A 14132-nucleotide genomic window follows, 5' to 3' on the forward strand; every position below is an offset into this window, starting at 1 on the left:
GGTCGTCGCTCGCCCGTTCGCCTCGGGTCCGGGCGACGGCGCGGGCCCGGCGGCGCAGAATGGCGGGCGTCGGTGACGGGCCGCACGCCTCCGGGCGTGGGGCGGGAACGGGAGGCGGGCATGCGGTACGCGGTACTGGGCACGGGCGTGGTCGGGCGGACCTTGGGCACGAAGCTGGTCGAGCTGGGGCACGAGGTGACCCTCGGCTCGCGCTCCGCGGACAACCCGGCGGCCCTGGAGTGGGTGCGCGCGGCGGGCGGGGGTGCGGCGGCCGGTACCTTCGCGGAGGCGGCCGCGGCCGGCGAGGTGGTCGTCAACGCCGTGGGCGGCCGGGTGGCCCTCCCCGCGCTGGAGGCGGCCGGCGCGCGGCACCTCGACGGGAAGGTGCTGATCGACGTCTCCAACCCGCTGGCGTTCGAGGACGGCCTGGTGCGGCTGTCGCCGGTCGAGTCGGACAGCGTGGGCGAGCAGATCCAGCGGGCGTTCCCGGCCGCGCGCGTGGTGAAGACCCTGAACACCGTCAACTGCGAGGTGATGGTGGAGCCTTCGCTGGTGCCGGGTGAGCACCAGCTCTTCGTGTGCGGGGACGACGCGGGCGCCAAGGAGCAGGTGACCGGGCTGCTGGGCGAGTTCGGCTGGCCGGCGCGGCGGGTGCTGGACCTGGGCGGCATCACGGCGTCGCGCGCCATGGAGATGTACCTGCCGCTGTGGCTGACCCTGATGGGCCGGTTCGGGCACGCGCACTTCAACCTGGAGCTGCGCAGCGCGCAGTGAGCGGGCGCTCCGGACGGCCCGCCGCGCCCCCGGGCCCGGGGGCCACCCGCGCTCCGGACGGCCCGCGGCGCCCCGGACGGCCCACCGCACCCCGGGGGCTACCCGCCGGTAGTAATTGCTGACAAGCTGTCTACGGCGCTCGGCCCGGCGCCCCAGGCGATCCCAGACGAGGAGCACCCCCATGTCCGCCACCGTCTCCTTCAAGGTTCCCTCCCCGCACGGCCCGCAGCCGGTCACCGTGTCCTACGCGCGCGTGGGCAGGGGTGAGCCGCTGCTCCTGCTGCACGGCATCGGGCACCACCGGCAGGCCTGGGACCCGGTGGTGGACATCCTGGCCGCCGACCGGGACGTGATCGCCGTGGACCTGCCGGGCTTCGGCGCCTCCCCGGGGCTGCCCGACGGGCTGGCGTACGACCTGCCGACGACGAACGCCGTGCTCGGCGCGCTGTGCGAGGCGCTGGAGCTGGACCGTCCGCACGTGGCGGGCAACTCCCTGGGCGGGCTGCTCGCCCTGGAGCTGGGCCGGGCCCGGCTGGTGCGGTCCGTGACCGCCCTGTCCCCGGCGGGGTTCTGGTCACCCGCCGAACGGCGGTACGCGTTCGGCGTCCTGCTCGCCATGCGGCACATCGCGCGACGGCTGCCGCTGCCGCTGGTCGAGCAGTTGTCCCGCACGGCGGCCGGCCGGACCGCGCTGACCAGCACCATCTACGCCCGCCCCGCCCGCCGTTCGCCCGAGGCGGTGGTCGCCGAGACGCTCGCGCTGGCCCGGGCGACCGGCTTCGAGCAGATCCTCCGCTCCGGCGCCACCGTCCAGTTCGTGGAGGACGTCCCGCAGGTCCCGGTGACGGTGGCCTGGGGCACCCGCGACATGATCCTGGTCCGGCGCCAGGGCGTCCGGGCCAAGCAGATCGTGCCCCGGGCCCGGTTGGTGCGGCTGCCCGGCTGCGGGCACTGCCCGATGAACGACGACCCGGCGCTGGTGGCCCGCGTCATCCTGGACGGGAGCCGCTGAGACCGGGCGCGGCGAGGGGCGTTGAGCGGGGGCCGGGGTCTCGACGGCGGCCCGCGGGGCCAGTTGTTCACCTGTGGTTTCCGTGCGCGCTGCGGCGTCCGAGTAGTCCTGGCACTGCACTCGGCACCCACGCCGGCCGGATCCCGTCCCTGGAGGTCCCTCCATGTCCGCACGCCCGTTCCCGGGGCGCCGCAGCGTCCTGCGCGGCTCGCTGGCCGCATCCGCGGCCCTCACCCTGCCCGCCGCCGTCGGCGCGGCCCCCGCCCTCGCCCTGTCCGGACGGCCCCGGGCGGACTGGGGCGTGCAGGCCGGTGACATCACCTCCGACTCCGGGCTCGTGTGGGTCCGCTCCGACCGGCCGGCCCGGATGATCGTCGAGACGTCGGCCACGGAGTCGTTCCGCAGGGTGCGCCGCCTGCACGGCCCGCTCCTCGGCGCGGGCACGGACTTCACCGGGACCACCCGGCTGCACGGTCTGCCCTCCGGGGAGCAGATCCACTACCGGGTGCTGCTGGCCGACCCCGACGACCCGCGCCGCACGGGCGAGCCGGTGACCGGCACGTTCCGCACGGTGCCGGCCCGGCGCCGGCGGGGTGTGCGGTTCCTGTGGTCCGGCGACCTGGCCGGACAGGGCTGGGGCATCAACCCGGACCTCGGCGGCTACCGCATCTACGACGCGATGGCGAAGCTGGACCCCGACTTCTTCCTGTGCAGCGGCGACAACATCTACGCCGACGGCCCCATCGCGGCCACCCAGGCGCTGCCCGACGGCCGCACCTACCGCAACCTCACGACCGTGGAGAAGTCCAAGGTCGCCGAGACGCTGGCCGAGTTCCGCGGGAACTTCCGCTACAACCTGCTCGACGACAACCTGCGGCGCTTCAACGCCCGGGTGCCGTCGATCATCCAGTGGGACGACCACGAGGTCCGCAACAACTGGTACCCCGGCGAGGTCGTCGCCGCCTCCGACACCCGGTACACGGAGAAGAGCGTGGACGTCCTCGCGGCGCGCGCCCGGCGGGCGTTCAGCGAGTACTTCCCCATATCCACGCTGCGCCCGGGCGCCGCGGAGGGCCGGGTGCACCGGGTCGTGCGCCACGGTCCGCTGCTGGACGTGTTCGTGCTGGACATGCGCACCTACCGCAACGCCAACTCGCCCGACGACCAGGCCGTGGACCCGCAGGGCATCCTGGGCCGCGAGCAACTGGAATGGCTCAAGCGCGAGTTGTCGCGCTCGCGGGCGGTGTGGAAGGTGATCGCCGCCGACATGCCGATCGGGCTGGTCGTACCCGACACGACCGAGGGGCGGCCGAACTACGAGGCCGTCGCGCAGGGCGACCCGGGTGCCCCGCTGGGCCGCGAGCTGCAGATCGCCGAGCTGCTGCGGTTCGTCAAGCACCGCCGGATCACGGGCACGGTGTGGCTGACGGCCGACGTCCACCACACCTCCGCGCAGCACTACCAGCCGTCGCGGGCGGCGTTCACCGACTTCGAGCCGTTCTGGGAGTTCGTCTCCGGCCCCCTCAACGCGGGCGCGTTCCCGGCCAGCGCGCTGGACGGCACGTTCGGCCCGGAGCGGGTCTTCGTGAAGGCACCGACCGCGTCCAACGTCTCGCCCGCCGAGGGCTACCAGTTCTTCGGCGAGGTCGACATCGACGGCGACAGCGGCGAGCTGACGGTCCGGCTGCGCGAGCAGGACGGCACCGTACTGTTCACGCAGGTGCTCCAGCCGGGGCGGGTCGGCCAGTAGCCCGCTGCCGTCGACGGCCGTTCACCGGCGTTCGGGGCGGTGCTTCACTTCACTACAAAACAAAAGGGACATTGCCGGTCTTTACTCCCCGGTCACAAACCGTTCGTGATCACGCAACACCGTTCCTTCACAGTGGATGCATGACTCGAGACCTGTCTGGCGTGACACGGGCCCGCAACGGCCGCCCCGTGCACCACTGGCGGCGCGACGCCGTCGAACTCGCCGCCCTCTTCACGGCCGTCGCCGTCGCCGACGTCGTGGCGAACCTGGTCGGCCACGGCCCCGACGGACCGATGACCCTCACGGTGTCGGCGGCCGCCCTGCTCGGCACGGCGGCCTTCCACCTGTGGTGGTCACGCCGCCACGGCCACGCACCGCCGACGAGCGATACCGGTGCCCGGCCGCCCTCCTCGGAGCGGCAGGCCGGGCCGTCCGCCCCGTCCCCGGCCGACGGCGTGACCGGGGCGAGCGCCCTGTGGCGCATGCGGACGACGGTGCGGGACGCGCCGGGCGCGCTGGCCTCCCTGTGCGCGGCGCTCGCCGCCCACGAGGTCGACATCCTCAGCCTCCAGACGCACCCGCTGGGCACGCACACGGTGGACGAGTTCCTGCTGCGCGCCCCCGGCGACCTGTCCTGCGCCGACCTCACCCGGGCGGTGTCGCGAGCGGGCGGTGCCGACACCTGGATCGAGCGGGCCGACGCCCACGACCTGGTCGACGCCCCCACCCGAGTGCTCGGCCTGGCCACCCGCACCGCCCTGGACGCGGCCGAACTGCCGCTGGCGCTGCGTCAGTTGCTGGGCCGCTGCACCATCCGCTCGCTGCCCGCCAGGACGCACGGCGGGGCGGGGCAGGTGCCCGCGGAGGGTGTCCTGGAGGAGACCGTGCTGCGCCTGCGGGCGCCCGAGGGCGGAGTGATCACCGTGGAGCGGCCGTACCTGCCGTTCACCCCGACGGAGTTCGCCCGCGCCCGGGCCCTGGTCGAGCTGGACACCCGGCTCGGCCCGCGCGTCCCGCTGGGCCAGGACGTCCTCACCCTGCCCGAGGGCAGGGACATCACGGTGCGCCGGGCCGACACGAGCGACCTGGAGGCCGCGAAGGCCATGCAGGAGCGCTGCTCGCCGCACACGCTGAGCATGCGCTACCACGGCCCGGTGGGCGACGCCGACCGCTACCTCAACCACCTGCTCAGCCCCCGGTTCGGCCGCACCCTCGCCGTGCAGACCGCCTCGGGCCGCATCGTCGGCCTCGGCCACCTGCTGTGGGACGGCGACGAGACCGAGGTGGCGCTGCTCGTCGAGGACCAGTGGCAGCGGCGGGGCATCGGCGGCGAACTCCTCGGCCGGCTCGTGGCGATGGCCGCCGAGGCGGGCTGCGAGAGCGTGTACGCGGTGACGCAGGCGTCCAACACGGGCATGATCGCGGCGATGCGGGGGCTGGGCCTGCCGCTCGACTACCAGGTCGAGGAGGGCACGCTGGTCATCACGGCCCGGCTGGACCCCTCGCTGGTCCCCACGGGCACGCCGACGACGGACGCGCCGCGGCCGTGACTCCCGGATGAGGGCGGGGCGGTGACGGAAGGGGTGGGGCGCCGAGCTGCCCCACCCCTTCCGGGCGTTAGACGCCGCTGCTCACGGTGTGCCGCGCGCGACTGCCGTCCGGCGTCGTGGCCCCGAGCGCCGCGTCCAGGTCGGCCCACAGGTCCTCGACGTCCTCCAGGCCCACCGACATCCGCAGCAGCCGGTCGCTCACCCCGGCGCCCCTGCGGTCGTCGGCGTCGACGATGCGGTGGCTGATCGACGCCGGGTGCTGGATGAGCGTGTCGACGCTGCCGAGACTGACCGCCGGGGTGATCAGCCGGACGCCGGCGATCACCTCGTGCGGGTCGCCGTGCACCTCGAAGGCGACCATCGCCCCGCCGATGCGCGGGTAGTGCACCCGGGCCACCCGCGGGTCGGCGGCCAGCCGCCCGGCGAGGTCCGCGGCGGTCGCGGAGGCCGCGCGCACCCGCACCGGCAGCGTGGACAGGCCCCGCAGCAGCAGGTATCCGGCCAGCGGGTGCAGCACGCCGCCGGTGGCGAACCGGACCTGGCGCAGCCGGCCGGCGAACTCCTCGTCGCAGGCGACCACTCCGGCGAGCACGTCGCCGTGACCGCCCAGGTACTTGGTGGCGCTGTGCAGCACCAGGCGCGCGCCCGAGGCCGCCGGGCGCTGCAGCACGGGCGTGGCGAAGGTGTTGTCCACGAGCAGCGGCACGGAGCCGCAGGCGTGGGCGACGGCCCGCAGGTCGACCTCGGCGAGCGTCGGGTTGGCCGGCGACTCGACGAGGACCAGCCCGGTGTCGGGGCGCAGCGCGTCGGTGATCCCGGCCGGGTCGGTCCAGGTGACCTCGGTGCCCAGCAGCCCCGCCGTCAGCAGGTGGTCGCTGCACCCGTACAGCGGGCGCACGGCGACCACGTGCCGCAGGCCCTGCGCGGCGCGGACCAGCAGGACGGCGCTGAGCGCGGCCATGCCGCTGGCGAAGGCGACGGCGCTCCCGGTGCCCTCCAGCCGGGCGAGGGCCGTCTCGAAGCGGGCCACGGTCGGGTTGCCGAGGCGGCCGTAGACCGGCGGGCCGTCCGGTTCGGCGCCGGTCGTGGCGAACGCGTCGATGCGCTCCGCCTCACCGCGGCTGTCGTAGGAGGGGTAGGTGGTGGACAGGTCGATCGGCGGGGCGTGCAGGCCCTGGCGGGCCAGGTCGTCCCGGCCGGCGTGCACGGCCTCGGTGGCCAGTGCGCGGGGCGCTCGTGGGGCGGGGCGCCGTACGTCGTCGTACGCGTGCGTGCTCGCTGTGTCCATGGGCGAGAGGGTGAACACCGAGCGGGTTCCCGGGGTGGAATCCCGTGTTACGTTCGGCACATGGGCGCATCCGTCGTACTGGACCCGGTGGACCTGCATCTGCTGCGGCTGCTGCAGAACGACGCCCGGGCGACCTACCGGGACCTCGCCGCGCAGGTGGGCATCGCGGCGTCGACCTGCCTGGACCGGGTGGCGCGGCTGCGGCGCTCGGGCGTGATCCTCGGGCACCAGCTCCGGCTGGATCCGGCCAAACTCGGGCGCGGGCTCCAGGCGTTGCTGTCGGTGCAGGTCAGACCGCACCGGCGGGAGCTGGTGGGGCCGTTCGTGGAGCGGGTGCGGGCACTGCCCGAGGCGCTGACGGTGTTCCACCTGACCGGCCCCGACGACTACCTGGTGCACGTCGCGGTGGCGGACATGGCCGACCTGCAGCGGCTCGTCCTCGACGAGTTCACCTCCCGGCGGGAGGTCGCGCGGGTGGAGACCCGGCTGATCTTCCAACGGTGGGACTGCGGCCCGCTGCTGCCGCCCGGGACGCCCGGAGCCCCGCCGGGCTGACCGAGGCACTGCTGACGCGGCACCGGTATCCGTACGAGGATGTCCGCATGCCAGAGACGAAGAGCAGCCCGCTGCCCCGAGAGGTCGCCGACGCCTACGTCGACGAGCTCGTCGCCCTCGATCCGATCACCGGCACCTACCTCGGCGTGGCCGGGTCCGCGCGCCGCCTGCCCGACTTCTCCCCCGAGGGCCAGGCCGCGCTCGCCCGGCTGGCGCGCGACACCCTGGCCCGGCTCGACGAGGCGGAGCGGCGGCCCGGCGCGGACAGCGACGTGGAACGCCGGTGCGCCCGTCTGCTGCGCGAACGGCTCACCGCCGAACTCGCCGTGCACGACGCCGAGGAGGGCCTGCGCTCGGTCGGCAACATGTCGACGCCGGCGCACCACGTGCGCGAGGTGTTCACGGTGACGCCGACGGCGAGCGACGGGGACTGGGCGGCGGTCGCCGAGCGGCTGCGCGCGGTCCCGGAGGCCCTCGCGGGCTACCGCGCCTCCCTCACGCTCGGGCTGGAGCGCAAGCTGTACGGTCCGCCCCGGCCGACCGCGACCCTCGTGGCGCAGCTGACCGAGTGGGCGGACACGGACGGCTCGGGCCGCGGCTGGTTCGAGGACTTCGTGGCCGGCGGCCCAAAGGCGCTGCGCGCCGAGCTGGACGAGGCGGCCCGCGGCGCCACCGCGGCGGTCGCCGGCCTGCGGGACTGGGTGCGCGAGGTCTACGCCCCGGCGGTCGAGGACGCGCCGGACGCCGTCGGCCGCGAGCGGTACGCCCGCTGGTCGCGCTACTTCAACGGCACGGACCTCGACCTGGACGAGGCGTACGCCTACGGCTGGTCCGAGTACCACCGGCTGCTCGCCGAGATGGAGAAGGAGGCCGAGAAGATCCTGCCGGGCGCCGCGACCCCGTGGGCGGCGCTCGCGCACCTCGACGAGCACGGCCGGCACATCGAGGGGGTCGACGAGGTCCGGCAGTGGCTGCAGGGCCTGATGGACGAGGCGATCGAGAAGCTGGACGGCACGCACTTCGAACTCGCCGAGCGGGTCCGCCGGGTGGAGTCGCGCATCGCTCCCCCGGGCAGCGCCGCGGCGCCGTACTACACGGGTCCGTCGGAGGACTTCTCCCGGCCGGGGCGCACCTGGCTGCCCACCATGGGCGCGACCCGCTTCCCGGTCTACGACCTGGTGTCGACCTGGTACCACGAGGGTGTCCCCGGCCACCACCTGCAGCTCGCGCAGTGGGTGCACGTCGCCCAGGACCTCTCGCGCTACCAGGCCACCGTCGGCATCGTCAGCGCCAACGCGGAGGGGTGGGCGCTGTACGCGGAGCGGCTGATGGACGAACTGGGCTTCCTCACGGACGCGGAGCAGCGGCTCGGCTACCTCGACGCGCAGATGATGCGCGCGCTGCGGGTGATCGTCGACATCGGCATGCACCTGGAGCTGGCGATACCGGCGGACTCGCCGTTCCACCCGGGCGAGCGGTGGACGCCGGAGCTGGCGGAGGAATTCTTCGGGGCGCACAGCAGCCGCCCGGCGGACTTCGTGACGAGCGAGCTGACCCGGTACCTGTCCATCCCGGGTCAGGCGATCGGCTACAAGCTGGGCGAACGCGCCTGGCTGCTGGGCCGGGAGAAGGCCCGCGCCCGCCACGGCGACGCCTTCGACCTCAAGGCGTGGCACATGGCGGCCCTGTCCCAGGGCTCGCTGGGCCTGGACGACCTGGTGGACGAACTGGCCCGGCTGTGAGGCCCTTCGCGGCCCCCGGGTGAGTGTCCCTCTGCCCCCGTCCGCGGTTGCGGGCGGGGGCGGTCCGGTTCAGCATCCGCAGTCGTCGGCGCCCACCGGCGCGGTCAGCGGGTCGGCGGGGCGCTGCTCGTCGCCCTGCCAGGTCTCGTAGGCGAAGCCCTCGCGCACCCAGTACTCGAAGCCGCCGAGCATCTCCTTGACGTGGAAGCCGCGTTCGGCGAGGGCGAGGGCGGCGCGCGTGGCGCCGTTGCAGCCGGGGCCCCAGCAGTACGTCACGACCGGCACCGACCGGTCGAGCACCTGTTCCGCCTGTTCGGCGATGAGCGCGGTGGGCAGGTGGACGGCGCCGGGGACGTGGCCCTGCTCCCACGCCTGGGTGGAGCGGGAGTCGAGGACGACGAAGCCGGGGTCGCCGTCGGCGGCGAGGGCGGCGGCCACGTCGGAGACGTCGGCGTGGAAGGCGAGCATCGCCCGGAAGTGGGCGGCGGCCTCGGCGGGCGCGGCCGGGGGCACGCGCAGCACGGGGTGGTCGGTCGCGGGGACTCCAGAGATGGGGGCGAGGGGGGCGAGGGCGGAGGAGGCGGAGGAGGCGGTCATGGCGAGTCCTTCGTCGGGGAGGGGCCGGGGGCCGGGCGTCGAGGTCGGCCGCCGGTCGCGGGGGTGGTGGCCGATGACCGGAAATCTACGGTTCGCGGCGGCCGCCAGGAAGGCACGTCCCCCGGCCCACGCCTTGATCCGCCGTGGATTCCCCTGCTATTCCTGGCGCATGACCGCGTATTCCCCGGACGCCACCGACTGGCGCATCCTCGACGTCCTCCAGCGCGACGGACGGGTCAGCTTCGCCGACCTGGCGCGCGCGGTGTCCATGTCCGCGAGCGCGGTCACCGAGCGGGTGCGGCGGCTGGAGGAGGCCGGCGTCGTCCAGGGGTACGCGGCGGTCGTCGACCCTGAGCGGATCGGCCTGCCCATCCTGGCGTTCGTACGGCTGCGCTACCCCCACGGCAACTACAAGCCCTTCCACGACCTGGTCGCCGTCACGCCGGAGATCCTGGAGGCGCACCACGTCACGGGCGACGACTGCTTCGTCATCAAGGTCGCCACCCGCTCGATGCGCCACCTGGAGGAGGTGTCCGGGAAGATCGGCGCCCTGGGGTCGGTGACGACCAGCGTCGTCTACTCCTCGCCCCTGCCCCGGCGCGCGATCGGCCAGTGACCGCGCCGGGTCAACGACCGCGCTGGCGCAGCACCGAACCCGTGCGTCCCTTGACCACCTCGAGCTGGGCGTGGACCCGGCGCCGCAGGTCGGCCACGTGGCTGACGATGCCGACGCTGCGGTCGCGTTCGCGCAGCGCGTCGAGGACGTCGAGCACGTCGTCCAGCGTCTGGTCGTCGAGGCTGCCGAACCCCTCGTCGATGAACAGCGTGTCCAGCCGCACCCCGCCCGCCTCGTCGGTGACCACGTCGGCGAGGCCCAGCGCGAGGGCGAGGGACACGAAGAACGTCTCCCCGCCGGACAGGGTGGCGGTGTCCCGCTCCCGCCCGGTCCAGGCGTCCACCACGTGCAGTCCCAGGCCGCTGCGGCCGCGGCCGGTGCGGTCGTCGGAGTGGACGAGCGTGTAGCGGCCCGCCGACATGCGGTGCAGCCGCGCGGTGGCGGCGGCCGCCACCTGCTCCAGGCGGGCGGCGAGGACGTACGACTCCAGCCGCATCTTCCGCTCGTTGTCGGCGGAGGTGCCCGCGGTGAGCCCGGCCAGGCGGGCCACCCGGTCGTACTCCTCGCGCAGCGGCGCCAGCCGCTGCGCACCGGTCGCCGCGCGCGCGGACAGGCGGTCGAGCTCGGCGCAGCGGCGGGCGGCGGCGTCCTGGGCGGAGGCGGCCCGGCGCAGCCGCTCGCCGGCGGCCCGGGCGGCGTCCTCGGCCGCGGCGAGGTCGGCGGGCGGGCGCTGGGCGGCGGCCGTGGTGTCGGCCTCGGCGAGCACGGCCCGCACCGCGGCCTCCTCGGCCTGCCAGGCGTCCAGGCGGCGTTGCAGCTCGCGGTGGGCGGCGTCGTCGAGGAGGGCGTCGGCGGCGGCCTGCGGGGTGTCGAACCCGGCCCGGAAGGCCGCCTCGTCGAGGCGGCCGTCGGCGGCCTTGAGGCGCTCGGCGGCCTCCTCCGCGGCCCGGGCGGCGTCAGCGGCCTCGGTGAGCCGTGCCGCCCGGCGCTCCAGGTGCGCGGCCCGGGCGGCCACGCTCTCCGCGTCGCCGCGGGCCTGGGCCAGCTCGGACTCCAGGGCCGTGCGCTCCTCGTCGAGCGCCTCGCGCCGGGAGCCGCGGGACGCGGAGCGCACGGCCGCCTCCTGCCGCAGTGCGGTGCGCCGTTCGCGCTCCTGCTCGGCGCGGCGCAGCTCCTCGCTCGCGGTGTGCAGGTCGGCGGCCGCGTCCCGGGCCCGGGCGTACCGCGACTGCAGTTCCTCGACGGCGGACGCCAGCCGGTCGGTGGGCTCGTCGCCCGCCTCGGCCTCGGCGGCGGCCAGCGCGCGCTGGACGGTGGAGAGGTGCTGCTCGGCCTCGTCGTGCGCGGCCTCGGCCTCTTGGTGGGCGGCGAGCGCCTGCTCCTCGGCCTCCCGGTCGACGTGTCCGGCGTCCTTGCGGGCGGGGGCGGGGTGTTCGGTCGCGCCGCAGACCGCGCAGGGCTCGCCGTCCTGCAGGCGGGCGGCGAGCTCGGCGGCGATGCCGTTGAGCCGGAGCTCCCGCACCCGGAGCCAGTGCTCCTTGGCCTCCAGCACCCGCTCCCGCGCGTGGCGCTCCCGCGCGGCGGTGTCCTCGGTGTCGCGGGCGAGCTGGTCGCGCAGCCGGGCGGCGGCCAGGCGCCGCTGTGCGGGCTCGCGCTGGGCGGCGTGCTGCTCGGCCCGGGTCGCCGCCTCCTGGGCGACCGCGATCCGGTCCTGGAGGGCGGCCCGGGTCTCCTCCCACCCGGCGAGCCAGGCGTCCGCCTCCTCCACGACCTCCTGGTCGGCCCGCTCCTGCCGCTCCAGGTCGGCGCGCTCGGCGGACAGGTCGGCGAGCCGGCGCTCGGCGCGGCGGGCCGCCTCCAGTGCGCCCAGCTCCTCGGCGGCCCGGCGGGCGGCGGCGGCGAGCCCGGCGGCGCCCGCGTCCGCGAACCGTTCGGGCAGCCGGGCCCGCGCGCGGGCGTCCGCCTCGGCGGCGCGGCGGTGCTCCGCGTCGGCGGCCTGGCGCAGCTCCAGCGCCGGGGCCACCGCCTCCGCCTTGCGGGCCCGCCGCATGCGCTCCTGCGCCTCCTCGTGGGCGCCCGCGCGGTCCTGGAGCCGGGCGGCCCGCTCCCGCGCCTCGCCGAACCGGCGTTGCAGCCGGGCCAGTTCGCGGGCCTCGGCCAGCTCCCGCTCGGCGGCGGCCTGGGCGGACTCGGCGGCCAGGCGCCCGCAGTGGGCGACGGTGAGCTGCTCGCGCGCGGTGCTGCGGGCGATCGCGGCGGCGGTCAGCACGGCCTCGGCCAGGCCGGGTTCGCCGGGCGCGAGGTCGGGCAGCTCCATGGCGTGGCCGGCCGCCTGCTGCATGCGGTGCGCGTCGGCGAGGAGGTCGGCGTCGCCCTCCCGCACGCGTGCCTCGGTGGTGCGGCGGCGCTCGGCGAGGCGCTTCTCCACCTCGGCGAAGCGCTGGGTGTCGAACAGGCGGCCGAGGAGGCGTCCGCGGGCCTCGGCGTCGGCGCGCAGGAACCGCGCGAAGTCGCCCTGCGGCAACAGGACGACCTGGCAGAACTGCTCGCGGCTCATGCCGAGGAGCTGGGTGATCTCCTCGGCGACCTCCTGGTGGGAGCGGCTGAGGTCCTTCCAGGCGCCGGCCACCGGGTCGTACTCGCGCAGCCAGGTCTGGGCCTTGTCGAGGGTGGTGCCGGTGCCGCGCTTCTTGGGGCGCTCCCAGGGCGGCTGCCGGGTGATCTCCAGCCGGCGTCCGGCGACGGTCAGGTCGAGGGTGACCTCGGTGCGGGTGCCGGGGGCGGCGTGGTCGCTGCGCAGGGCGAGCCCCTGGCCGCTCTGGCGGGCGCCGGGCACCGAGCCGTACAGCGCGTAGCACACGGCGTCGAGCACGGAGGTCTTGCCGGCGCCGGTGGGGCCGTGCAGCAGGAAGAGCCCGGCGGCGGACAGCTCGGCGAAGTCGACGCTCTGGGCGGCCCCGAAGGGCCCGAAGGCGGTCAGGTCGAGGCGGTGGAGTCTCACCGGGCCACCTCCCGCACGGCCGTGTCCGCGCGCACGGCGTCGAACGCCTCGCGCAGCACCGCGCGTTCGTCGTCGTCGGGTCCGCTGCCGCGGACGTGGGCGACGAAGTCCTCGGCGACCTGCTGGTCGTCGCGGTCGGCGAGGCGGCCGGCGTAGCTGCCGCCGGGGTCGTCGGGGGCGCGCTCCGGGGCGAAGGCGAGGCTGAGGGCGTGCGGGAAGCGCTCGGTGAGGCGGGCCATGGGGTCGGCCGGGCGCACGGCGTCGGTGAGGGTCGCCTCGACCCACGCGTCCTCGTGGCGCGCCAGGCCGGGGTCGGCGAGCAGGTCCTCCAGCGTCCCGCGCAGCCGGGCCAGCGGGCGCGGCACCGGGCAGTCGACGCGCTCGGCGGTGACCGCGCCGTCGGCGGCCAGGTCGACCAGCCACATGCTCTTGCGGTGGTCGGCCTCGGAGAAGGAGTACGCGAGCGGGGAGCCGGAGTAGCGCACGCGCTCGGTGAGCGTCTGGCAGCCGTGCAGGTGGCCCAGCGCCACGTAGTCCACGCCGTCGAAGACCCCGGCGGGGACGGACGCCACGCCGCCGACGGTGATGTCCCGTTCGCTGTCGCTGGCCTCGCCGCCGGTGACGAAGGCGTGGGCGAGGACGACGGAGCGGGTGCCGGGGGCGCGGGCGGCGAGGTCGGCGCGCACCCGGTCCATGGCGGCGGCGAGCACCGCCTCGTGGCTCGGCCGTTCGACGCCGAACTCGTCCTTGACCAGGGCGGGTTCGAGGTAGGGCAGGCCGTAGAAGGCGACGTCGCCGTGGGCGTCGGCGAGCACCACGGGGGTGCCGGCCGCGGCGGGGTCGGTGCGCAGGTGGATGCCGGCGCGGTCGATGAGGCCCGCGCCCACGCCGAGGCGGCGGGCCGAGTCGTGGTTGCCGGAGATCATCACCGTGGGCACACCGAGGTCCGCGAGGCGGTGCAGGGCGTCGTCGAACAGCTCGACCGCGGCGAGCGGCGGGACGGCGCGGTCGTACACGTCTCCCGACACGACCACCGCGTCGACCTCGCGCTCGCGCGCGGTCGCGACGAGGTGACCGATGAACTCGGCCTGGGCCCCGAGCAGGTTCACCCGGTGGAACGCCCGGCCGAGATGCCAGTCAGAAGTGTGCAGCAGCCTCATGATCCCCGAGACTAACGGCCGGGTCTGACAGCACGGGTGGTTACTCCCGTTTCGGACCGTCATCACCGGTGACCACCGGGCCGGTTG

At 75.6% G+C, this 14132-nt stretch carries 11 protein-coding genes; 7 read left to right on the plus strand and 4 right to left on the minus strand.

The features are described from left to right. Positions 1–120 precede the first annotated feature (120 nt). The 4 genes from E4U92_RS10600 to E4U92_RS10615 all read left to right on the plus strand — a co-directional run bounded on the left by E4U92_RS10600 (position 121) and on the right by E4U92_RS10615 (position 5086). On the plus strand, positions 121–774 hold the full coding sequence (locus E4U92_RS10600; protein ID WP_137300050.1) for an NADPH-dependent F420 reductase: 654 nt from the start codon (positions 121–123) through the stop codon (positions 772–774). A 181-nt stretch (positions 775–955) separates the two neighbouring features. Next, on the plus strand, positions 956–1786 hold the full coding sequence (locus E4U92_RS10605) for an alpha/beta fold hydrolase (RefSeq protein ID WP_137300051.1): 831 nt from the start codon (positions 956–958) through the stop codon (positions 1784–1786). Between the two features lie 163 nt (positions 1787–1949). Further along, complete coding sequence (locus E4U92_RS10610) at positions 1950–3536, plus strand: alkaline phosphatase D family protein (RefSeq protein WP_137300052.1); 1587 nt, start codon at positions 1950–1952, stop codon at positions 3534–3536. A gap of 140 nt (positions 3537–3676) precedes the next feature. Further along, on the plus strand, positions 3677–5086 hold the full coding sequence (locus tag E4U92_RS10615; RefSeq protein ID WP_174863777.1) for a GNAT family N-acetyltransferase: 1410 nt from the start codon (positions 3677–3679) through the stop codon (positions 5084–5086). Between the two features lie 67 nt (positions 5087–5153). On the opposite strand, the gene E4U92_RS10620 is transcribed toward E4U92_RS10615, so the two are convergent. Continuing rightward, positions 5154–6374 carry a trans-sulfuration enzyme family protein gene (locus E4U92_RS10620; protein ID WP_137300053.1) on the minus strand — a complete coding sequence of 407 codons (1221 nt, stop codon included), beginning with the start codon at positions 6372–6374 and terminating at the stop codon, positions 5154–5156. A 60-nt stretch (positions 6375–6434) separates the two neighbouring features. On the opposite strand from E4U92_RS10620, the gene E4U92_RS10625 reads away from it, so the two are divergent. Then, complete coding sequence (locus E4U92_RS10625) at positions 6435–6929, plus strand: Lrp/AsnC family transcriptional regulator (protein ID WP_137300054.1); 495 nt, start codon at positions 6435–6437, stop codon at positions 6927–6929. Positions 6930–6976: 47 nt separating this feature from the next. Continuing rightward, positions 6977–8671, plus strand: a complete 1695-nt coding sequence (locus tag E4U92_RS10630) for a DUF885 domain-containing protein (protein WP_137300055.1) — start codon at positions 6977–6979, stop codon at positions 8669–8671. A gap of 69 nt (positions 8672–8740) precedes the next feature. On the opposite strand, the gene E4U92_RS10635 is transcribed toward E4U92_RS10630, so the two are convergent. Beyond that, positions 8741–9268: a rhodanese-like domain-containing protein gene (locus E4U92_RS10635; protein ID WP_137300056.1), complete on the minus strand. Its 528-nt coding sequence runs from the start codon at positions 9266–9268 to the stop codon at positions 8741–8743. A 169-nt stretch (positions 9269–9437) separates the two neighbouring features. On the opposite strand from E4U92_RS10635, the gene E4U92_RS10640 reads away from it, so the two are divergent. Beyond that, the gene (locus E4U92_RS10640; RefSeq protein ID WP_137300057.1) at positions 9438–9884 is read left to right on the plus strand and encodes an Lrp/AsnC family transcriptional regulator; all 447 of its coding nucleotides are present in this window, start codon (positions 9438–9440) and stop codon (positions 9882–9884) included. A gap of 10 nt (positions 9885–9894) precedes the next feature. Here E4U92_RS10640 and E4U92_RS10645 read toward each other — a convergent pair whose 3' ends face one another. After that, entirely contained in the window at positions 9895–12885 is a 2991-nt protein-coding gene (locus E4U92_RS10645; RefSeq protein ID WP_137300058.1) for an AAA family ATPase, read from the minus strand. Further along, positions 12882–14045, minus strand: a complete 1164-nt coding sequence (locus E4U92_RS10650) for an exonuclease SbcCD subunit D (RefSeq protein ID WP_137300059.1) — start codon at positions 14043–14045, stop codon at positions 12882–12884. The genes E4U92_RS10645 and E4U92_RS10650 overlap by 4 nt, the downstream gene beginning before the upstream one ends. Positions 14046–14132 lie beyond the last annotated feature (87 nt).

Source organism: Streptomyces galbus (assembly GCF_005280195.1).
GTDB classification, from domain to species: domain Bacteria; phylum Actinomycetota; class Actinomycetes; order Streptomycetales; family Streptomycetaceae; genus Streptomyces; species Streptomyces galbus.

What these genes read in the sequence shown, in the direction of transcription:
- E4U92_RS10600 (WP_137300050.1), top strand. Translation starts at nt 121, where the DNA reads ATGCGGTACGCGGTACTGGGCACGGGCGTGGTCGGGCGGACCTTGGGC.
- E4U92_RS10605 (WP_137300051.1), top strand. Translation starts at nt 956, where the DNA reads ATGTCCGCCACCGTCTCCTTCAAGGTTCCCTCCCCGCACGGCCCGCAG.
- E4U92_RS10610 (WP_137300052.1), top strand. Translation starts at nt 1,950, where the DNA reads ATGTCCGCACGCCCGTTCCCGGGGCGCCGCAGCGTCCTGCGCGGCTCG.
- E4U92_RS10615 (WP_174863777.1), top strand. Translation starts at nt 3,677, where the DNA reads ATGACTCGAGACCTGTCTGGCGTGACACGGGCCCGCAACGGCCGCCCC.
- E4U92_RS10620 (WP_137300053.1), bottom strand. Translation starts at nt 6,374, where the DNA reads ATGGACACAGCGAGCACGCACGCGTACGACGACGTACGGCGCCCCGCC.
- E4U92_RS10625 (WP_137300054.1), top strand. Translation starts at nt 6,435, where the DNA reads ATGGGCGCATCCGTCGTACTGGACCCGGTGGACCTGCATCTGCTGCGG.
- E4U92_RS10630 (WP_137300055.1), top strand. Translation starts at nt 6,977, where the DNA reads ATGCCAGAGACGAAGAGCAGCCCGCTGCCCCGAGAGGTCGCCGACGCC.
- E4U92_RS10635 (WP_137300056.1), bottom strand. Translation starts at nt 9,268, where the DNA reads ATGACCGCCTCCTCCGCCTCCTCCGCCCTCGCCCCCCTCGCCCCCATC.
- E4U92_RS10640 (WP_137300057.1), top strand. Translation starts at nt 9,438, where the DNA reads ATGACCGCGTATTCCCCGGACGCCACCGACTGGCGCATCCTCGACGTC.
- E4U92_RS10650 (WP_137300059.1), bottom strand. Translation starts at nt 14,045, where the DNA reads ATGAGGCTGCTGCACACTTCTGACTGGCATCTCGGCCGGGCGTTCCAC.